At 32.7% G+C, this 21,654-nt stretch carries 22 protein-coding genes and 1 tRNA gene; all 23 read left to right on the top strand.

Annotation, left to right across the window (positions count from 1 at the left end):
- Position 1: 1 nt before the first annotated feature.
- The 23 genes from KAT95_01205 to rplU all read left to right on the top strand — a co-directional run bounded on the left by KAT95_01205 (position 2) and on the right by rplU (position 21,609).
- Positions 2-1,279, top strand: coding sequence for a hypothetical protein (locus KAT95_01205; GenBank protein MCK4520470.1), 1,278 nt, complete (start codon positions 2-4; stop codon positions 1,277-1,279).
- Positions 1,280-1,295: 16 nt separating this feature from the next.
- On the top strand, positions 1,296-2,201 hold the full coding sequence (locus KAT95_01200) for a hypothetical protein (GenBank protein ID MCK4520469.1): 906 nt from the start codon (positions 1,296-1,298) through the stop codon (positions 2,199-2,201).
- A gap of 18 nt (positions 2,202-2,219) precedes the next feature.
- Positions 2,220-2,567 carry a hypothetical protein gene (locus KAT95_01195; GenBank protein ID MCK4520468.1) on the top strand — a complete coding sequence of 116 codons (348 nt, stop codon included), beginning with the start codon at positions 2,220-2,222 and terminating at the stop codon, positions 2,565-2,567.
- Positions 2,557-2,748, top strand: a complete 192-nt coding sequence (locus tag KAT95_01190) for a hypothetical protein (GenBank protein ID MCK4520467.1) — start codon at positions 2,557-2,559, stop codon at positions 2,746-2,748. Before KAT95_01195 ends, KAT95_01190 begins: the two co-directional genes overlap by 11 nt.
- 190 nt (positions 2,749-2,938) lie before the next feature.
- Entirely contained in the window at positions 2,939-3,370 is a 432-nt protein-coding gene (gene mraZ, locus KAT95_01185; GenBank protein MCK4520466.1) for a division/cell wall cluster transcriptional repressor MraZ, read from the top strand.
- 18 nt (positions 3,371-3,388) lie between these two features.
- Complete coding sequence (gene rsmH, locus KAT95_01180; GenBank protein MCK4520465.1) at positions 3,389-4,252, top strand: 16S rRNA (cytosine(1402)-N(4))-methyltransferase RsmH; 864 nt, start codon at positions 3,389-3,391, stop codon at positions 4,250-4,252.
- Entirely contained in the window at positions 4,249-4,554 is a 306-nt protein-coding gene (locus KAT95_01175; GenBank protein MCK4520464.1) for a hypothetical protein, read from the top strand. Before rsmH ends, KAT95_01175 begins: the two co-directional genes overlap by 4 nt.
- Positions 4,555-4,608: 54 nt before the next feature.
- A complete protein-coding gene (locus KAT95_01170; protein MCK4520463.1) occupies positions 4,609-6,261 on the top strand; it encodes a penicillin-binding protein 2 in 1,653 nt (550 codons plus the stop codon).
- A 44-nt stretch (positions 6,262-6,305) separates the two neighbouring features.
- A tRNA-Glu gene (locus KAT95_01165) sits at positions 6,306-6,380 on the top strand.
- Between the two features lie 376 nt (positions 6,381-6,756).
- Positions 6,757-9,378 (top strand): HAD-IC family P-type ATPase, encoded by a 2,622-nt coding sequence (locus KAT95_01160; protein MCK4520462.1) that lies wholly within the window; start codon positions 6,757-6,759, stop codon positions 9,376-9,378.
- Positions 9,375-10,346 (top strand): sodium:calcium antiporter, encoded by a 972-nt coding sequence (locus tag KAT95_01155; GenBank protein ID MCK4520461.1) that lies wholly within the window; start codon positions 9,375-9,377, stop codon positions 10,344-10,346. The genes KAT95_01160 and KAT95_01155 overlap by 4 nt, the downstream gene beginning before the upstream one ends.
- A gap of 3 nt (positions 10,347-10,349) precedes the next feature.
- Complete coding sequence (locus KAT95_01150; GenBank protein MCK4520460.1) at positions 10,350-11,303, top strand: sodium:calcium antiporter; 954 nt, start codon at positions 10,350-10,352, stop codon at positions 11,301-11,303.
- Positions 11,304-11,341: 38 nt separating this feature from the next.
- A complete protein-coding gene (locus tag KAT95_01145; GenBank protein ID MCK4520459.1) occupies positions 11,342-12,064 on the top strand; it encodes a transposase in 723 nt (240 codons plus the stop codon).
- A gap of 37 nt (positions 12,065-12,101) precedes the next feature.
- A complete protein-coding gene (locus tag KAT95_01140) occupies positions 12,102-13,010 on the top strand; it encodes a hypothetical protein (protein MCK4520458.1) in 909 nt (302 codons plus the stop codon).
- Between the two features lie 97 nt (positions 13,011-13,107).
- Entirely contained in the window at positions 13,108-13,704 is a 597-nt protein-coding gene (locus tag KAT95_01135) for a hypothetical protein (protein ID MCK4520457.1), read from the top strand.
- Positions 13,705-13,707: 3 nt separating this feature from the next.
- Positions 13,708-14,547: a Fic family protein gene (locus KAT95_01130; GenBank protein MCK4520456.1), complete on the top strand. Its 840-nt coding sequence runs from the start codon at positions 13,708-13,710 to the stop codon at positions 14,545-14,547.
- A 1-nt stretch (position 14,548) separates the two neighbouring features.
- Entirely contained in the window at positions 14,549-14,938 is a 390-nt protein-coding gene (locus KAT95_01125; GenBank protein ID MCK4520455.1) for a hypothetical protein, read from the top strand.
- Between the two features lie 53 nt (positions 14,939-14,991).
- Positions 14,992-15,714: a hypothetical protein gene (locus tag KAT95_01120; protein MCK4520454.1), complete on the top strand. Its 723-nt coding sequence runs from the start codon at positions 14,992-14,994 to the stop codon at positions 15,712-15,714.
- 27 nt (positions 15,715-15,741) lie between these two features.
- Positions 15,742-18,174: a type IV secretion system DNA-binding domain-containing protein gene (locus KAT95_01115; GenBank protein ID MCK4520453.1), complete on the top strand. Its 2,433-nt coding sequence runs from the start codon at positions 15,742-15,744 to the stop codon at positions 18,172-18,174.
- 23 nt (positions 18,175-18,197) lie between these two features.
- A complete protein-coding gene (locus tag KAT95_01110) occupies positions 18,198-19,907 on the top strand; it encodes a hypothetical protein (GenBank protein MCK4520452.1) in 1,710 nt (569 codons plus the stop codon).
- A gap of 4 nt (positions 19,908-19,911) precedes the next feature.
- A complete protein-coding gene (locus KAT95_01105; GenBank protein MCK4520451.1) occupies positions 19,912-20,115 on the top strand; it encodes a hypothetical protein in 204 nt (67 codons plus the stop codon).
- Between the two features lie 31 nt (positions 20,116-20,146).
- Positions 20,147-21,196, top strand: a complete 1,050-nt coding sequence (locus KAT95_01100; protein ID MCK4520450.1) for a DNA recombination protein RmuC — start codon at positions 20,147-20,149, stop codon at positions 21,194-21,196.
- 95 nt (positions 21,197-21,291) lie between these two features.
- Positions 21,292-21,609, top strand: a complete 318-nt coding sequence (rplU, locus tag KAT95_01095) for a 50S ribosomal protein L21 (protein MCK4520449.1) — start codon at positions 21,292-21,294, stop codon at positions 21,607-21,609.
- Positions 21,610-21,654: the final 45 nt, after the last annotated feature.

Raw genomic sequence — 21,654 nt, 5'->3', positions numbered from 1 at the left:
TATGGAGAATAAGAGTTTTAGAATTTTTTTTATTTTTTTATTGTTATTGCTAATCCTTATTTTTCCGCAGGATATATTTGCTAAAAATTTTTTAGATGAAGCTAAAGATTTTTTTAATTTAATTAAGGAAATTAATAATAAAGATTTTCAAAAAAGGCAGAAGGCGTTAGAAAAATCAAGCGATATCAAAGGAATTTATTTGACCCAATATACAGCTAACTCAAAATCTGCTTGGGCAGTTAACAAACGAAAAGAAGTAAAAGAACTTTTAATTAACACAGAGCTTAATGGAGTGGTTATTGATGTTAAAGAAGTTTCAGGCATACGTTTTTCTGATACACTGGGAGTGTTCATAGATGAACTTCATAAGTATGACTTTTGGGTTATTGCTCGGGTTGTGGCGTGCCGTGATTCATCAATGATAAATATCAAACCAGAATGGTATCTTAAGAATTCTTCTAGCTCTCTTTGGCAGGACGATGCTGGCTATTTTTGGCTGGATCCAGCCTGCCCTGAAGTTCAGGGCTATATTTCTGCTGTAAGCCGGAAAGCCATTGATGCTGGTTTTGATGAAATCCAGTTTGATTATCTTCGTTTTCCAGACAGGGGAGCATTAGAAAAAATTGTTTATCCTTGCCATAATAAGGAAAGAAAAAAGAGAGAATCAATCAATGATTTTTATTCAGTTCTTTCAGAAGATATAAGAGATTATAAAAATGATATTATTATTTCCATTGACCTTTTTGGCTTAGTGGCTCAATATTTTAATATTTCAGGAACAGGACAGAATATTTCAGATACTTTAGGCAAGTTTGATTATATTTCATTTATGCTTTATCCCAGCCATTTTTTTCATGGCTTTGTTGTTAAAAAAGATCTAAAAAGAAATCTGCCGGCTCTTTATTTTTCTTCGCCGTCCAATTATCCTTATGAAGTTGTACACAGAACGGTTTTAAATGCTTCTGACTATATCTCTTCTTTTTATCCTAAACCAACAGCAAGACCTTCTCAATATAAAAAAAGCCAATCTTTTATGTTTTTCTTGAATTATTTATTTTCCGAGTATAATATTTTTCTTGATGAAAAGAAAAAAAACAAAAGCAAAATTCGTCCATGGCTCCAGGACTTTGACTTAAAAAAAGACAGCCAGAAAGGAATTTATTATAATGCTGAAAAAGTTAGGGCGCAAATCAAAGCAACCGAGGATGCTGGAGTTTCTGGCTGGCTGTTATGGAATCCGTGGAATGTGTACACTATTGAAGCACTGAAACCATATTAAATTGAAAATTAAATCTGTGTCTCAAAAAATAATTATAACAATTTATTTCTCTCTTATTATAGCCGCATCAATATTGTTTAGTTCACTCTATATCCAAGCATGGGATCCAACGTGGAATCCTTTCAGGCCTGATCCAAGCGTTGTTATAACTGAAATGGGCATTGAATTGGCTAAAGTAAAAACTTTTCATAGTGATGTTGATTTTGAGATTGGAATAAAAAAAGAGCAAGAATTTAATATCAATGGAAATATTAAAGCAGAAGCAGATATTACTAACCCTGAGAATGTAAAATCAGCAATAGAATTTAAATTTTTCTTTGCGGCTGAAGGAATGGAATTGTCATTGGATGGCGAGAGTAAAACCATAGATGATACTAACTATTTTAAACTTACTAGTATTCCAGCTTTTCCTGCCTTAGAGCCGTTTTTAGCAATGCTTGGTATGGATTTAGAGGATTTTAAAAATCAGTGGATTAAGATAGATCAAGAAAGCTTGGAGAAAATAGCCGGAGAAGAATATCAGCCGCCAGAAGAAGAGGAAAAAATGGAAGAATTTATAGTAGGGATAAAAGAAGTATTAGAGAAAGTAAAGATGTTTAAAGTGAAAGAGGAATTGGCAGACGAAGAAATCAATGGCCAGAAAGCGTATCATTATATGGTGGTTTTAGATTTAGATGATTTTTTTGAAAAAACTGGAGAAATAGGAGAAATACCAGCTGAAATATGGATTGGCAAAAAAGATAAATTGCCCTATAGGATTAAGCTTAAGAAAGAAATAGATATCAGCAAGTTTGACAAAACCCAAGATGGATTAATAGATATTAAATTAAATATAGAAATGTCTGATTTTAACCAGACAGCTAATATTGAAGCACCACAGAATTTTAAGACCATAGATGAACTATTGACAAATTATCAGTAGTATGTTATATTACTGGTAATGAAAACAAAACTTAATATCTATTATTTAAGCATAGATAAACAACTTGATATTATTGAGGAGCAAATTAGGGAAAAGATAAGAAAGACGCAAGAACTTGTTTGGTTTGATTTTAAAGAATATTTCAGCCACGAAGAACAATTAAAAATCATTGGTATTTTTGTTTTTGTTATAATGATAGGAATATCAACATTTTTTATTGTTGCCTTTGAATTAGCTGTTTTGTTTTTTCTTTTAACATTAGTAATTGAATATTTTCTATACAACAATATTAAGAATTTTATAGAAAGAGATAAAAGGATTGAGAAAATAAGAAATGAAATGCAGGAAATGAGAAATGACCTTTAAAATAAAGAAAGGAGGTGATTTAAAAAAGATGCCTACTGAAGTAGAAATAGAGGAAGGAGATATGATATTATCTGACGGAGCGACAAAAAGTATGGTGGTAAAAATTTCTCGAGACAAGAAATATGTGGCACTGGTGAGAGTACTGCCATACGAAGAAGTAGGAAAAATGAAAAAAATATAAAATAGGAAGTGGTTTTTTACACTTCCTCCTTTTTTTTGAACTGTGGATTATCTGTGGAAAAGTTAATGGTTTTAAGAGGGATTTAGGATATTTTAATGTATTTGACATCAATGTTAAAGTGGAGTATAAAGTAAGTGTAGTGGATGATTGTGGATAACTATGGGATAACTACCCAAAACTGTGGATAACTATGTTTATCGGCGAATATACATATTCAATAGACGAAAAAAAGAGATTGGCTATTCCGACAAAGTTTCGGCAGATTTTAGGCAGAAAGGCAGTTATCACCAAAGGACTGGACAACTGCCTTTTTCTTTATCCTTTAAAAGAATGGGAGAAGTTAGCGGAAAAACTAAGCAAGCTTCCTTTATCGCAGGCCGATGCCAGGGGATTTGCCAGGATAATGCTTGTTGGAGCTATGGATGTTAAAATAGATGGTTTAGGCAGGATTCTTATTCCTGATTATTTAAAAAGCTATGCCTGTTTTAAAAAAAAGATAGTTATTGCAGGACTATATAACAGGATTGAGATTTGGGATGAAAGCAAATGGAAAGAATATAGTCAAAAGACAGAAGCTGGAATAGGCGATATTGCTGAAAGATTAGGAGAATTAGGACTATAATTTTCAATTTAAATACCAATGCACATACCTGTTCTTCAAAAAGAAGTTATCAAATATCTGCAAGTGAAGACGAATGAGAATTTTATAGACGCAACACTTGGGGGAGCTGGTCACAGTTTAGCCATTTTGGAAAGAAATAAGCCCAATGGAAAAGTATTAGGAATAGAAATAGACACACGGTTGTTTGAAACAGTTAAACAGAGAGATAGATTGGTTTTAGTTAATGATTCTTATGTAAATTTGAAAAAGATCGTTGAGAAATATAAATTTAAGCCTGCTGGAATTTTATTTGACTTGGGCTTTTCTTCCTGGCATATAGAAGAATCAGGAAAAGGATTTTCTTTTCAGAAAGATGAACCATTGATTATGCGTTATGATTCGCGCAAAGGATTGACTGCTCAAGAGATTTTGAACAAATGGCCAGAGAAAGAGATTGAAAAGATATTAATGGAATATGGCGAAGAAAAATTTTCAAAGAGAATAGCTAAAGAAATAGCAAAAGCAAGAAAAATAGAACCAATTAAAACAACTTTCCAGCTGAAAGAGATAATTATAAAAGCGGTTCCTAAAAATTATGAGAAAGGAAGAATTTTCCCGGCCACAAGAACTTTTCAGGCGTTAAGGATTGCAGTTAATCAGGAATTAGAAAACATCAGAAATGTTTTACCTCAAGCATTAGAAATTTTACAACCAGAAGGAAGGATAGTAATTATTTCTTTTCATTCTTTGGAAGATAGAATAGTTAAAAAAATTTTTAAAGAAAAAGCTAAAAAAGGCCGGATTAAAATACTAACTAAAAAACCAATCAGACCAACAGACGATGAAATAAGGATAAATCCTCGTTCAAGGTCGGCTCGCTTGCGGGCAGCAATAAAAATATGAACAGTAAAATTAATTTAATAACATTTTCTAAATTACTTTTGTCTTTTTGTATTATTCTAATGATTTCTTTAAGTATTTCTTATATAATTCAGATTAATGGCACAACAAATGAGTCCAATCTTATTTTAAACTGTCAGCAGGATATTAAAGAGCTTTCACAGCAGAATAAAAACTTGGAAATAGGGCTTTTCCAAGGCGATTCATTAGAGAATATTGAATTATTAGCTAAAGAATTGAATTATGAGAAAGTAGGAAGGATTGGTTATATTAAGATTTTAGAAAGCACAGCAATAGCCAAATGAAACATACTAACATATAAACAAAATGTTAAAATGCTTAAATGTTAAAATGTTAAAATGAAACACTGGCGTATAAATATAATTTTTTTTCTTTTTTTATTATTTGGAGCGGTTGTAATAGGCCGCTTGTTTTATATCCAAATTTCAAACCATGATTTTTATAAAGCATTGGCCCAGGGACAGCAGAAGTTTTTTGCCGAGATTGAAGGAGAAAGGGGAGAGATTTATCTCCAAGACAGAAAAGGATCCTTATATCCTTTAGCTGTTAATAAGAGCTGGCAAATGGTTTATGTCTGCCCTCCAGAAGTAAAAGAAAAGCAAGAAACATCTCAAAAACTGGCGGAAATTCTTGGATTAGAGGCAGAATTAGTTTTAGAAAAGCTAAATCAAGAAGACAGTTTTTTTCAGCTCATAAAAAATAAATTATCTGAAGAAGAAGTGTCTATGTTAAAAGAATTAGAAATCAAAGGCATTTATCTTAAAGAATTTTTAGGAAGATATTATCCCCAAGAATCATTAGCCTCTCAAGTTGTTGGTTTTTTAGGCGGACAGGGCACAGGCCAATACGGTTTAGAAGGTTATTATGACAGCACTTTAAGGGGAGAAGAGAAGTTTCAAGAAGGAGGAAGAAACGCGTGGATTGATTTGTTTTTACCTTCAAGAGACGAACCGCAAAAGGGTTCTGATATTGTTTTAACTATTGATTATCATATCCAGTCAATGGCAGAGAAATTGTTGAGAGACGCAAAACAAGGACTGGATATTGAATCAGGTCAGATTATAGTTATAGAGCCATTTTCAGGAGAGATTTTAGCTATGGCTAATTTGCCTGGATTTAATCCTAATTACTATTTTCAGGAAGAGCAGGAAAGTTTTCAAAACAGCGCTATTTATTGGCTTTTTGAACCGGGCTCAATTTTTAAAGCCATTACTATGTCAGCCGCTCTTGATGCAGGGAAAATAACTCCACAGACCACTTATATTGATAAGGGCCAGCTTGAAATTAGTGATTATACTATTTATAACTATGATAAAGGGGTATGGGGCGAGAAAACAATGACAGAAGTATTAGAGAAATCAATAAATACTGGAGCTGTATTTGTTGAAGAGCAGATAGGGCATAAAGATTTTTTAAAGTATATTGAAAAATTCGGCATTTTTGAACTTACAGGCATTGATTTGCAGGAAGAAACTTTTTCCCAAAACAAAGAGTTGAAAAAAGGTTATGAAATAGGTTTTGCCACTGCTTCTTTTGGCCAGGGTATAGAAATGACCCCTATTCAGATAGTCAGGGCTTACTGCGCTATTATTAATGGCGGGAACCTAGTAAATCCTTACGTTATAGAAAGAATAAGTGATGGAAAGCAAATTATATCTTCTAATGCTTCTTCTAAGGCTACAGCTATGTTAGTGAGCGTGGTAGAGCATGGTTATGCTAAAACTGCCAGAGTTCCAGGATATTATATTGGCGGAAAAACAGGCACTGCCCAGGTCTCTTGGGCGTCTCTTGGTTTTGATAAAAAGGGTTATTCAGATAAGACATGGCAGACATTTGTAGGATTTGGACCTGCTTTTGACCCCAGATTCCTTATTTTAGTAAAGCTTGATAATCCTAAAACAAAAACAGCAGAGTATTCTGCTGTGCCTGTTTTCCAAGAATTGGCAAAATATATTATTGATTATTACGAAATCCCGCCTGATTACGAATAGCAGTTGAACCTCAATAGATTTTGTGATAAAAAGAAAATATAAACGGCCCTGTCGTCTAGCTTGGTCTAGGACGTCAGATTCTCAATCTGGTAACACGGGTTCAAATCCCGTCAGGGCCACAAGAGCCACCGAGAACTGTTCTCGGTAGTTATTTCGTCCTGTGGATAACTGGTATTGACAAGTTTTTTGTTTAATCTATCATTTGATTATGAGAGATTTTACAAAGGTAGTCGGCTTGTTTTCTCTCTGATAAAATAATAAACTAATTAAAAAAATGACAACAGAATTTTTAATGCAGGAAGAGACAGAAACAGAAGAAGGAGAAGCTAAAGAAGGAGGAACAGAAGAAAAAAAAGAAGAATCTGAAGAGTAAAATAATTAAAGAAAAAGAGGGATTAATCAATCCCTCTTTTTCTTTACTTTATTTCTAAATATAAATTGCTATAGCAAATCAGAAATTTGGTATATCAAACTAAAGTTTGTTATAATAGAGTAATGTCTAAAAAAAGCTGGCATAATTTTTCTATCCAGGAAGTTGTTAAAATTTTAGAAACTGATGAAGAGACAGGTCTGTCTAATGAAGAAGTAGTTGAGAGGCGAAAAAAAATTGGACTAAACAGGCTTCCTGAAGAAAAACATCTATCTAAGGCAGGGATATTTTTTGAGCAGTTTAAAAGCCCTTTAATTTATATTTTAGTGTTTGCTGGAATTGGCACTGCTGTTTTCAAACTTTATACTGACAGTATTGTTATTATGGCTGCTATTATTTTTAATACTGTTATCGGCTATTTTCAGGAAAACAAGGCGTCTAAAGCGTTAAGAGAATTGAAAAAAATAGTTAAGATAAAAGCCAAAGTAATCAGAGAAGGCAGAGAAAGAAGGCTTGACGCTGAATATCTTGTGCCAGGAGATATTATTGTTTTGTCTGCTGGAGACAAGGTGCCGGCTGACGGCCGTTTAATCCAGAATTACGGACTCAAAATAAATGAATCGCCCTTAACTGGCGAGTGGCTGCGAGCTAAAAAAACAACAGATATTTTGCCTAAAAAAACTTCAGTAGCTGACAGGGATAATATGGTATATATGGGTTGCGTGATAGAAGGCGGGAAAGGCAAAGCAGTAATTACTGAAATTGGCAAAGATACAGAAATAGGCAGGGTAGCTGATTTAATAAAAGAAACTAAAGAAGAAAAAACGCCTCTCCAGAAAAGGATAGCTGTTTTGAGTAAGAAAATCGGGCTGATTGTTACTATTTTTGCTGTCTATATTTTTTTAGCAGGTTTGCTTAAGGGTCAAGGCGCTTTAGAGATGTTTGAAGTGGCTGTGGCTGTGGCTGTGGCTGCTATTCCAGAAGGGCTTCCGATTGCTGTAACTGTGATTTTAGCCCTTGGAATGATGAGAATTCTGAAAAGAAAAGGCCTTGTAAGGAAGTTAGTAGCGGCAGAAACATTAGGGAGCACTTCTATTATTGCCACTGACAAAACATTGACTCTGACTGAGGGGAGGATGGAAGTGGCAGAAATTATTAGTTCTGATAAAAAAACAAAGGCATTGTCTTTAAAAGCCGCTGTTTTATGCAGTGAGGCATTTATAGAAAATCCTGAAGATCTTTATCCTGTTTGGCAGATTCAGGGCGAGCCCACTGATAAAGCGTTTATTTCAGCTGGCGCAAAACTTGGTCTTGAAAAGCCAAGCTTGGAGAAAGAGTATTTAGAAATTGACGAGATTACTTTTAATCCTGAAAACAAATTTATTGCCAGTTTGCGCCAGGAAAACAAAAAAGGGAATATTTTGTATGTTTCAGGCGCGCCTGAAAAAATAATTTCTCTTTCTTCTCATTTATTAATTAAAAACAGAAATAGACTGTTAAATGATAGATTAAAACAGAAATTAAATAAACAATTAGAAGAATTAACTGAAAAAGGGCTAAGAGTGGTAGCAACAGCACAGAAAAAAGTAAAAAGTAAAAATGAAAAAGGAAAAAGTTTGGAAGAGGAAGTCAAGGATTTAACTTTTTTAGGGTTTATTGCTCTTAAAGATCCTGTTAGAAAAGAGGCAAAAGAAGCAATAAGGATTTGTAAAAAGGCGGGTATGAGGCCAATGATTGTCACTGGAGACCATAAACTAACTGCTAAAGCAGTAGCTAAGGAGATAGGCTTTAGAATAAAAGAAAAAAATATTATAGAAGGCAAAGAATTAGATGAGCTTTCAGATGAAGAATTTGAAAGAAGAATCAAAGACATTCAAGTTTATGCCCGAGTTGAACCAAAACATAAATTGAGAATAATTCAGGCATGGCAGAGAAAAGGGGAAGTGGTGGCAATGACAGGAGACGGAATTAATGATGCTCCAGCTCTTAAAAAAGCTGATATTGGCATAGCCTTAGGTTCAGGCACTGATGTAGCAAAAGAAGTTTCAGATCTAATTTTATTAACAGATAATTTTAATATTATTGTAGCTACAATAGAAGAAGGAAGGGCGATAATGGATAATATTAGAAAAGTCATTACTTATCTGCTTTCAGGTTCTTTCACAGAGACCATTTTAATTGGAGTAAGTATTGTTTTAGGCCTGCCATTGCCTGTTATTGCTGTTCAAATATTATGGATAAATTTAATTGAAGATGGTTTGCCCAGCATAGCTTTAACTTTTGAGCCGAAAGAAAAGGACTTAATGAAGCGAAAACCGCAGGAAAAAGGCAGTTCTCTTTTAACAAATGAGATGAAGGCCTTGATTTTTATTATTGGAATTATTACAGATATTTTGCTTTTAACGCTGTTTTTTTGGCTTTTAAGATATTCTGGTTATAGCCATACGCATATTCAATCAATAATTTTTGCAGCTTTAGCTATTGATTCTCTTTTTTATATTTTTTCCTGCAAGAGTTTAAGAAGAAATATTTGGCATATAAATCTTTTTTCTAATAAGCTTTTAATTTTGAGCTGGATTGTTGGGTTAACAGCTTTGGTGGCTGCTTTATATGTTCCGGCTTTACAAACGCTTTTAAAGACTGTGCCGTTAAATTGGTATGACTGGAAATTGATTTTAGGAATAGGAATTTCTAATTTAATCTTGATTGAGGCAACGAAATGGTATTTTATAACTAAAAAAGCATGATTGGTTTTTATACTTTTATTTTTGTTTTTTCTTGTATAATTCTTCTTTGGTCAGGAAGGCTATTAGTTGAAGGATTGATTAGAATAGCCAGGTTTTTAAAATGGAAGGAATTTGTGGTTGCTTTTTTTGTTATGGCTTTTGCCGGCTCTGTTCCAAATCTTTTTGTCGGAATTAATTCAGCTCTTTACAAAATTCCTGAGCTTTCTTTTGGAGATGTAGTGGGAGGCAATGTTATTGATTTAACATTAGCAGTGGCTTTGGTTGTCTTAATTTCAAAAACGTTTATCCCTGCAAAAGGCCAGCTTATTCAAACTTCTTCAATTTTTACAATTGCTGTAGCTATTTTGCCAATAGTTTTAATTTTAGACGGGACATTAGGCAGGGGAGACGGAATTTTGTTAATTTTTGCTTTTATGTTTTATGTTTTCTGGCTCTTTTCTAAAAAAGAAAGATTTAAAAAAGTTTATAAAGAAGAAGAAAAAGAAGAAAAAAAAGATACTATTATAGGATTTAAGCTTTTTATAAAGAGCTTGACTACAGTCATTTTATCCCTGGTTTTACTGTTAGTAGCAGCAGAAGGAATAGTGAGGTCAGCTTCTTTTTTCGCGCAGAACTGGAATTTATCTTTGCCTTTAATCGGTATTTTAATTGTCGGCCTTGGAAACGCTTTGCCTGAAATACATTTTGCTATTATCTCTGCTAAAAGGGGGGAGACTGGAATGATTTTAGGCAATTTAATGGGCTCAATCATGGTGCCTGCTACTTTGGTCTTAGGAATTGTTGCTTTTATCTGTCCGATTGAAATAATTAATTTTTCTTCTTTTGCTGTTGCTCGATTTTTCTTAATTCTTTCAGCCTTGTTCTTTTTCTTCTGCGTTCGGACTGATAGCAAAATTACTAAAAAAGAAGCTCTGTTTCTATTAGGCATTTATATTACTTTTGTATTTTGTGAATTATTAACTCAATAATCTATGTTTTATTTTTATATTTTACTTTTTCTTGTTTCTTGTTTCTTGCTTTTCTTGTCTGGAAAGTGGCTTGTTGATGGATTAGTAAAAATGGCTTGTTTTTTAAAATTAAGGGAATTTGTCATTGCTTTTTTTATAGTGGCTGTTGCCGGCTCTGCGCCTAATTTTTTCTTTGGCATTCTATCTGCTTTTAAAGGAGTTCCTCAGCTTTCTTTTGGAGATACGCTTGGCGGCAATCTTCTTGACTTAACAGTTATTGTTGCCTTGTCTGCTTTTATTAGCAAGGGAATACCAGCTAGGAGCAAGATGGTTCAGTCATCAGCGGTCTTTACTTTCATTATTGCTCTTTTGCCTCTTTTTCTAATTTTTGACGGCGTTTTATCAAGAGGCGATGGAATGGTTTTGATTTCTGCTTTTATATTTTATGCTCTTTGGCTTTTCTCTAAAAAAGAAAGATTCAGCAAGACATATAATGGGAATAAAATTAGCGCAAAAAGTTTTAAAGATTTTTTTAAGGGCTTGGGGAAAGTAGCCTTTGGAATAATTATTTTACTCGCAGCCTCTAAAGGAATGGTAGAATCAGCTTATTATTTTGCAGAGACCTTTCATTTCTCTTTGGTTTTTATTGGAATGTTTATTATTGCCATTGGCAATGCTTTTCCAGAAGCGTATTTTACCATGCTTTCAGCCCGGCAAGGCCAGAATTGGATGCTTTTAGGCGATTTAATGGGTGTTGTTATAGTCGCCTCTACCTTAGTTTTAGGCATTGTAGCTATTATTTGTCCGATTGAAATCGTTAGTTTTTCTCCTTACGCTGTTGCTCGGTTTTTCTTAATTATGGCTGCTTTATTCTTTTTAATATTTGTCCGTTCTGACAGAAAAATTACCAAAAAAGAAGGACTATTTCTATTAGGAGTTTACATCCTTTTCATCATCACCGAGATCCTCGTAAAATAACACTGTCCGAGAACCGTTCTCGGACAGTTAAAAATAATATGCCAATTAAAAGGCCACCGTTAGTAAATGAAGAAATATACCATATTGTTATTCGAGCAGTTGAAGGAATGAATCTTTTTAGGAATGAAAAGGATTATTTTCGTTTTCTTCATAATTTATTTGAATTCAACGACGAAAATCCAATTGATTCAGGTTATCGTCACAAGACTGCTAAAACTTTGCCGAGAACAGTTCTCGGCAAAGTTATAAGAAAGAAAAGAGAGATATTGATACAGATTTTGGCGTTTTGTTTGATGCCAAATCATGTTCATTTATTAGTCAAACAAATTAGCGACAGCGGAATTAGTAAGTTTATGAGAAAAATTGGAGCAGGTTATGGAATCTATTATAATAAGAAATACGAAAGAAAGGGTCATGTTTTCGGGGGAAAATTTAGAGCAGTTCTTGTGAAAAATGATGAGCAATTAAAAACATTATTTGTTTATATCCATACGAATCCAGTGGCCATTATAGCTCCTAAATGGAAAGAACAAGGAATTAAAATTAAAAATTTGGAAGAAATTATTGAGTTTTTAGAAAGTTATAAATGGTCAAGTTATCCTGATTATTTAGGCAGGAAAAATTATCCTTCATTAACAAACAGAGAGTTATTAGCTAACTTAATGGGCAGTGTAGATAATAGCCGTCATTTTATTAAACAATGGCTTTTGCTCAAAAAACAAATGGCCGATTCCAATTTTAAAGAAATATTAATAAATTAATAAACACATCGAGGACAGACCTCGATGTGTTAGATTTATGAGGGAAAAATTTACGCCAAAAATTGAATATGGAAAAGAAAAAGAAATGACAGAAAAAAAAGAAGATATTTTTGAAGAAGGGCCGTTAACATCTGAAAATTTTGAGATTTATTATAATAATGAAATAAAAAACATTTTAGAAGATGGTGATGAGAAAAAATTTGATGAAGTGAAAGAATTTGTTGATAAGATATTGGGTTCAAAAAGAGATATGGCAAGCGAGAAATCAAAAATCTATTTATTTTCAGATAAAGAAAAATATTCCAAATTCTTAAAGGAAAATTTTCCAAATATATCCCCGGAATCGGCAACTTTTGATAAAGAGACAAAAAGTGTTTTTAAGTATGTATCTGTTCTAACTAAAGAGGAAATAGAAGAATATAAGGATTTATTACAAAAAAAGGGAATTTTTTTAAAAGAGATTGAAAACACTGCTCGTAGCGGTATATTTTCCGGAGTGGGTCATGAACTTGGGCATCTGCATCCTTTTTTTGGCGGAGTTGGTAATGAGGAATCAGAGAGTAAATGGGAGCAAGAAATGGTCTCTATTTTCATTGGAGAAAAAATTAGAACAAATTTTGGCAATAAGCGTTTTAGAAAATATCAATTTAAACAAGCTCAAAAAGAATTAAAGGAATTAGAAAAAAAGAGCGAAAGTTTTTCGTGGGAAGGAACCGGGAAAGATTGGGAAGATGAAATCAAAAGTTGGGAGGGATTTGTTTATCCTTGGCTTGAGAAAAAATACGGATTAAGGAAATTACAAGAACTTTGGCAAGAAATGTTTAAAAATAAAAAGACTATAACCGAAGCTGTTAGAAATGTTTATAATAAAGAGATTGATGTTTTACAAGATAGTTTTGAAAAAGATATGTTAAAAGCTAAAGAATATTTAGATATAGAGAAATAAATACATCGAGAACTGTCCTCGATGTGTTATAACTCTTTATTTTTAGTTCAATTATGATAGAATAGAACAAATAGTGAAATAAAAATATAGTAGAATTATGCGAGAGAGATTCAAGTCAAAAATTGAAAATGCCGAAGAGAAATCGCAAGAATTAAAGTTACCCTTAAAAGAAAAGCGCTTAAAAGAAATAGAGAAAGAAGTTAAAAAAATAGCAGATGCCGAAGGAAGGCCTATTGATCCTGGGATTAAAGAAACTGTAATTACCCTAAAAGCTTTAGAATTTCCAACATATCAATCTTGTGAAGGACATCCCGCCAAGCGCCCCGAAGAAATAGAGGTAAAAGGACATCAATCAAGGGCTCCTTGGGTTTGGATTAAATCTCCTGAACCAAAAAATTTAAAAGAGAGTGAATCAGTTCAAAAAGAATGGAAAAAAGAAAATCTAAAACACCAATCAAGAATGATTGAATTATTAGATGAGTTTTACAAAGATAGAGAAGTTGCTTTTGATATTCGGCTTCATATAGAATCACGGGGAATTTATGGGGCTTTTGCCATCACTAATCAAGGAGCGGATGTGGTTGAGGATTTGCCTCAAGCCAAGCAAGAAGAGGGAATATTGGTTTACCAAAAAGAGATGCAAGAATTTAGTAAATTTTTGAAAGAAAAATATTTTCAAGGCGAAAAGAAATAGACTATGTCTAATCAAAATCAATTACAAAGTTATGTCGCGGATTTTAAGGAAATAATGGATAAAGTACTGACGAGTTTTGAAAAGGTGGATTTGAGAGAGATTGAAAAGCGAAACAAGGAATTAAATTCTTTAAGGCCTTTGCCAGCAGGGTCGTTAAAATCGCTTGAAGAAAAACTTGCTATTGATGAAATTCATAATTCCACGGCGATAGAAGGGAACACTTTAACTTTGGGTGAGACCGCATTAGTAATAGAAAAAGGAATTACTATCTCTGGCAAGCCCTTAAAAGATCATTTAGAGGTTTTAGGATATAATAAGGCGTTGAAGTTTATCAAAGAAATTGTTAAAGAAAAAGAAAAATATCCTTTAAACGAAGATTTAATGAAAGAAGTTCATAAAATTTTGTTTAAACCAATGGAAAATTTAGAAAAAGAATATGAATATGGCATTGGATTTTATAGAAAAAACCAGCGATTTATTAAAGGTTCTCGTCATGTTCTGCCTCGACCAGAAAAAGTTCCTGAATTAATGGAAGAATTTGTAAAGATTATGAACGATATTGATATTCATCCTATAAAAAGAGCTGTTTTATTTCATTTCTGCTTTACTCATATTCATCCTTTTACTGATGGCAATGGCAGAGCAGCCCGGCTTTTAATGAATTTAATGCTTTTGCGAGACAGTTATCCGATTACTATTATTCCTTTAGAAAAAAGAGGTATATATATTAATGCTTTAGAAAAAGCATCTGTCCAGCACGATGGAAGCGATTTTTTGAGTTTTATTGTTGAATGTATGAATGATGTTTTAAACTTTTATTTTAGTATCGTAAATCAAAAATAATATGGAAGAAACAAATAAAAAAATTGAAAAGGCACCGGGAAAGGAATACAGAGAAGAGGTTTTTCCCAAAGAAACCCTAGAAGAAAGGGAGGAGATTTTAGAAAAGAAAGAATTAACCGAGCAGGAAAAAGAAGCAAGGAAAGAAATAGAAAAAGAGATTGAAAAGGTTAAGTTATCTCCTCAAACAAAAGTCCAAGCCCAAAAGCAAGCCGATGATATAAAAAAAGGAACGGTTCAAGGGAAGATCCAGCATCTTTTAGATTTGGCTCAAACCCAGGGTTTGGCTTATGCGGTAGAAGTGGTTCGGAAAATGAACGACCCATATCTTTTAGATTTATTCCACGACACTTTAGCAGAAGAAGGCCGTTTCAAGAAATTTTTAGAAAAATAAATTAGAAAAATAAAAAGGTCGAGTTTAATAAAAAAAATTCAAAATTTAAATTTATGCCAAAACAAGAAAAACCTAAAATTGAATATGAGGGCAGAACAAGAGCAGAAAAAAGGAAAGAAGAAGGGGCAGTTAAAGAAGAAAAAATTGAAGAAGTGTCAGAAGAGGAAATTGAGGAACAAGAAGCCGAGATTGAAGCCGAAGACAAAAGAAAGATTAAAGAAACAAGGAAAGAGTTAAAAGACGAATTAACACCAGAAGAAAGGGAAATAATAGAAGAAGAGAAAGAAAAAATAGAAGAAGCTATGGAAAAAATGCGAGAAATGGAAAATTGGAAAGAGTTGCAAAGAAATGGATTGTTAACAGAAAAAGCCGAGGAGATTTTTAATAACTTAGAAGGAGTAATTTTAGAAATAGACCAGAAATATAAGATGTTAACTATGGCGAAGGAGAATGCGGAAAGATTTAAAATAAGAATAGAAAAAGGTGAATTTGACAAAGGTGGAATTCGTAGAATACCAGAAGAAAAATGGCAAAATCCTCTGATAGATTTAGAAGAAAGAGAAAAAGAAATGAAGAAATTGGAAGAAAATTATAATCAATTAAAGGAAGAATTACAAGAATTAGAACGAAGAGGAGAGCTTGTGAAAAAGACAGAGTCAGAAAAAGATGAAGAAAAAATTAGTGGAGAAGAAACAGGAATACCAGAAGGGAAAGAGAAAGAAGAGGAAGAGAAAGGTAGGCTGGGAATAATAAAAAGATTGTTTGGAAGAAAATAAAACAGTGAAATACTATTGATACTATTTATGTATTTTTTATTTACGATTTTAATTTTTATAGCTTTTATTCTTGCTGGAACAGGTTGGTTTTTAGTTATTAAGAAAAGAAAAATTAAGCAATTAACAAAATCATTGGATATGGTTTTGTTTTTGGTGAGATTACCGAAATACGAAAAGAAAGAAGAAAAAGAGAAACAGGACATAAAATCAGTGATTGGAATAATGGAGCAGATATATTCTAATTTTTTGTATTTAGAAAAGCCGAATTTTATTAAAAGATTTTTGCAAGGCTCGCCAAGAATTGCTTTAGAAATTGCTTCACAAACAGGCGGCAGTGATATTTCTTTTTATGTTGCTGTTCCAACTGATTTGGCAACCAGATTAGAAAAAAATATTCAGGGATTATATCCAGGCGCTCAAGTAGAAAAAGTTCCTGAAGATTATACTGTATTTGAACCAGAAGGAAAAGTATCTGGTTGTTATCTAAAATTAAAAAAAGCAATTTATTATCCGATTAATACTTATAAAAATTTGGATAGAGATCCTTTGGCAAGCATTACTAATACTTTAAGCAAGATTAATCCTGACGAAGGAGCGGCAGTTCAAATAATTCTTAGGCCTTGTCCAATAGATTTGAAGTATAAGGGAGAAAAGGTTCTTTATAAAATCAGAGAAGGAAAATCTGCCTCATCAGCTATTACTGAAGCAGAGAAAAGCGGAATAATGAAGTTTTTTGAATCATTTTTTGAAGCAGTATCTCCAAAAAAAGAAGAAGAGAAGAAAGGACTATTAGATAAAGAAAAAGACAAACCATTTGAAGAACCGAGCTTTGAAGCAATTAAAACAAAAATCCAAAAGCCGGTTTTTGATATAAATATCCGTTTAGTAAGTGTAGCACCGGAACAATCAAGGGCAGAGGAAATTTTAGACCACTTAGAAAGCGGTTTTTCCCAGTTTTATAATAATTTCAATGAATTTAAGGCAGTAAGAATAAAAGCGAACAAACTCAAGCAGTTTATTTATAATTTCAGTTTTCGTGTTTTCAATAAAAACCAGAGGAGTATTCTAAATTTAGAAGAACTTACAAGTATTTATCATTTCCCTTTATCTAATATTGAAAGCCCTCAAATCAAGTGGGTCAAAACAAAAGAAACAGCGCCGCCTACTGAATTGCCCTCTACTGGACTTAATTTAATAGGTAAGGCAGTTTTTCGCAATGAAGAAAAAGATGTTTATTTTGCTTCAGAAAACGACAGGCGCCGCCATTGTTATATTATTGGTCAAACCGGAACTGGTAAGTCATCCTTGTTAAGAGAAATGATCCGTCAGGATATAGAACAAGGAAGAGGGGTAGCTGTAATTGACCCTCACGGTGATTTGATTGAAGACACTTTAGCAAATATTCCAAAAGAAAGGGCTGAAGATGTGGTTTTGTTTGAACCATTTGATTTAGAAAGACCATGCGGATTAAATATGCTGGAATGGGATACGCCTGAACAAAAAGATTTTGCTGTTTCTGAAATGATTGCTATTTTCTCCAAGCTTTTTCCTCCAGAAATCATTGGTCCTATGTTTGAGCATTATATGAGAAACGCAATGCTTGCTTTAATGGCAGATAAAGAAAACCCAGGAACATTAGTGGAAATTCCAAGAATTTTTACAGATGATGATTTTATGAAGGAACGGTTAGAAAAAGTCAAAGATCCTTTAGTAAAGCAGTTCTGGCTGAAAGAATGGGCTCAAACAACTGGCGAAACAAAGTCAGATATGCTTGGTTATGTTGTTTCCAAAGTTGGCAGATTTGTTGAGAATGAAATGATGAGGAATATTATTGGCCAGTCCTTTTCTGGGTTTGATTTGGCAAAGATTATGGATGAAGGAAAAATATTTTTAGCCAATTTGTCAAAAGGACAAACAGGCGAAATGAATAGTTCTTTATTGGGTTTGATTTTGGTCTCAAAAATGCAGTTAGCTGCAATGAAAAGAGGGAAACTGCCTGAAGAACAGAGAAAAGATTTTTACTTATATATTGATGAATTTCAAAACTTCACCACTGATACCATTGCTACTATTTTATCAGAGGCGAGAAAATACCGTTTGGATTTAATTTTAGCACACCAGTTTATTCCTCAATTAACCGATGAGATTAGAAACGCTGTGATTGGAAACGTGGGAACAATTGCTGCCTTCAGAATTGGCGCCACTGATGCTGAATTTTTGGAAAATGTCCTTGAGCCGGAATTCTCCCGTTATGACTTAGTTAATCTTGATAATTTTCAGTTTATTGTTAAGATGATAATAGACAACAAGGTTTCTTCTCCATTTAAGGTAAAAACCATTAAACCAGTTGGAGGTAATCCAAAAATTGTAGAACCAGTCAAGAAAATCTCCAAGCTAAAATATGGCAGACCAAGAGCACTTGTTGAAAGAGAAATAATGGAAAGGTCAAGACTTGGATAAAATTATTTAACAGGGTAAAAAACATGAGAAAAAGAGAAAGAGGATTAGGAAAAAAAATTCTCAAAGAGATGAAAGAAACGGGCAAAGAGACGGGCTGGAATTTTTCAGTTGAAGAAGAGGAGGAAGTGAAAGAGGATGATTTTACAAACGAAACAAAAGAAAAAATAAAAAGGTCGGAACTAAAAGATGAAAATAATAACAAAAAAAATGTGGGAAAACAAGAAAAAGGAGAAAAAATAGCGGATAAAGAAATAGATAAAGATAGTATGTCAAAGGAAGAGATTGAAAAAATACTGGAAGCGAGAAAAAAAGAAGCGGGAAAAGGAGAAGAAGAAAAAGAAAAAAAGGAAAAGGAAGAAAAAGTAGAGAGAAAAAAGAAGAAAAAATCTCCTGAATTGGGAGAAAAATTGGAAGAGGAAAAAAGAAAGAAAACAGAGGATAGAAAAAGTGAAATTTATAGAAGATTTTACGACAAAGAAAGATTTAGCGTAGATAAAGATACTATTAAAAGTATTCAAGGCATTCTTGAGGAGCAAATGAAAGATATTTTAGTTAGTCAAGGTAAAGAATGGTTAAAAGAGCAAATAGAAAATTACCCAGATGATTATTCGGAATTGGCAGGGCAAGACATAGATGAGTTTGATGAAAGCAGAGTAATGGATTGTGTCAGGGATAAGAATGAATTTTGGGGTTTACTTGATAAAGAGAATAAAGAATGGAAATACGCTGAAAATTTAAGAGAAGAAATAGAATATTTTGGAGAAGATCTCCCTCCGGATATAAAAACAGCAATTTTCAAACGTCTTCCCGAGGGTCCAATTAAAGAAAAAGTTTGGGAAAAGCTTGTTGGAGAAAATTTAGATAAGAAAACAAAAACTGAAGCAGGTATAGGAGAAAAAAATGATTATGTAGAAAAAGGAATAGAAACTTTTAAAATTGAAGAAATAAATAAATTTTTTCAGGAGGAATGGGACAGATTATCGCCTGTGAAGCAAAAAGCAGCGGGAAGTATTGATGATTATGCTAAGTCAAGAGTAGATTATCTGCAGGAAACTTTAAATAAGAATTTGAAAGGATTGAAGGAAATAGAAGAAAGTGATGTTCTTGCTTTTCTAAAACAGGAAATTTCTCCAGAGGAGATTGGAAAAATAAAAAAAGCAAGAAAAATTAATCCTTTTGGTGAGGATAAAGTTAATATAACAGGGAAGCAAATAGGTGGGAAGATAAAAATGACAAGATTTGAAAAAATTATTGAAATAGGTAATGAAATAAAAAATGGAGAAATTAATACCAAAAAAGAGGAATTGGGAGAGGAATGGAATATAAAATTTGAAGAAAAAAAGAATGATATTCTTAAAGAGGAAGTGGAAAAAACCACAGATGAAATAATAGAGAAATGTTATGAAAAAATGGGAAGAGATGTAGCGGCACGAGAATTATCAAAAGAAATTGACAAAGATTCTAAAAGAAAAGCGAAAATAGAAAAAGAATTTGGAAAAGGCAAAGAAGGGAAAGAAAATATAAAAAAAGAATTTACTAAATTAATAAAAAAAGATGAAGAATTAGAAGGAGAATGGGAAGAAGATGAGGAAGGTTTGAGAGAAACTCTTGAAAGTTGGGGGATTGAGCCAGAAAAACTTACAGACGAGCAGAAAGAAGTTTATAAAGAATTCTCAGAAAAAAAGTATGGTCTAATAGATTGGATTTTAGCAATTATTTTTGGAGAAATATAAACTTATGACTAATATTCTTCTCACAAATAAATCTTTGAAAGGCCTTATTAAAGAAACTCCATTAATAACAGAAGAACAAAGAAAGGAATTTTTAGATAGATTGCCTTATTTAGATGAAAAAGAAAGGATTGGTCTTTTGAAAACTTTAAAGGATATCATTTTGCTTGACACAGAAAAAGAAGAAGCAGTTAAAGGAATAAAAGAATAGATTTTTCATTTTAGAATGAGGCATTTTTATTATGGCTGAGTTGTTTTTTGTTTTAATAATAGTTTTAGTTGTTAGCGGGGGAGTGGTGCTCTCAGTTTTTTTAATTAGAAAAGAGCTAAGATTATTAAAAGAAAGAAAAGAAGATGAGCCGGTTTTTAATTTGTTCCAGCAGGAATTAAAAGAAATCCGGGAAAAAATAGAAAAAACAAGCGAAAAGAATATAGAGTCATTACAAAAACAACTTAATGAAAGCGGTAAGATTGTAAGAGACGTAACCAGCCAGTTGGAGAAAATCCACAGCGACCACCAGCATGTTTTAGATGTTAAATCGCAACTGGGTAAATTGACTGATGTTTTGGCTAATCCAAAACAAAGAGGGATTTTAGGCGAGTATTTTTTAGAAACCCTGCTAAAAAATGTTTTTCAGCCAAATCAATACAAGCTTCAGTATCAATTCAAGGATGGCGAGATTGTTGACGCAGTAATTTTTATAAAAGATAAAATTGTTCCAATTGATTCCAAGTTTTCTTTAGAAAACTACAATAAAATTTTAGAGGAAAAAGAGCCGGAGAAAAGGGAGAAATTAGAAAAAATATTTAAACAGGATATAAAAACGAGAATTGAGGAAACAGCCAAATATATCAGGCCAGACGAAGGAACAATGGATTTTGCTTTTATGTTCATTCCTTCTGAAGGCATTTATTATGACTTGCTAATTAATCAAATTGGTGCTATAAAGATAACTACTTACGACTTAATTGAATATGCCTTTAAAGAAAAGCATGTTATTATTGTTTCTCCGACTTCTTTTTATGCCTATTTGCAAACCGTGCTTCAGGGCTTGCGCGCTCTGCAGATAGAAGAATCAGCCAAGCAAATTGGAAAGCAAGTAGAAAATCTTCAAAAACATTTGCTGAATTACGATAGTTTTCTGCAGAGGTTAGGAAATAATATTAGCACAACAGTAAATACTTATAATCAGGCATATAAGGAATTTGGCAAAATAGATAAAGATGTGGCTAAGATAACTAAAGGAGAGAAAAAAGTTGAACCATTACAAATAGAAAAACCAGAGCAATAATCATTCTAACATTCTAACATTTTAGCATTCCAGCATTCCAGCAAAATTTTTTGATTTTGAGTTATGTTAATATGTTTAAATGTTTATATGCTAATATGACACTGGCCGTAATTAAAACTGGCGGAAAACAGTATATTGTTGAGCCAGGAACTAAATTAAAAATAGAGAAACTTGACGCAAAAGAGGAAAAAGAGATAAAATTTTCCGAAGTTTTGCTTTTAGAAAAGAATAAAAAACTGGAAATTGGAACTCCTTTAGTGAAGGGAGCTAAAGTTATTGGAAAAGTTTTAAAGCAGGGCAAAGAAAAAAAAGTAATTATTTTTAAATACAAGGCAAAGAAAAGATATAGAAAAAAAACCGGCCATCGCCAGCTATTTACAGAGGTTGAAATCCTAAAAATTGAAACAGAATAATTTAAAAATATCAATTTTTTCTATTAGTAATAATCTTACGGTCGC

The sequence above is a fragment of the Candidatus Parcubacteria bacterium genome (assembly GCA_023131895.1).
Lineage (GTDB): Bacteria > Patescibacteriota > Minisyncoccia > Minisyncoccales > JAGMDC01 > JAGLYZ01.
The sequence above is the reverse complement of the archived record's forward strand: the minus strand, read 5'-3'. Positions and strand labels throughout refer to the sequence as shown.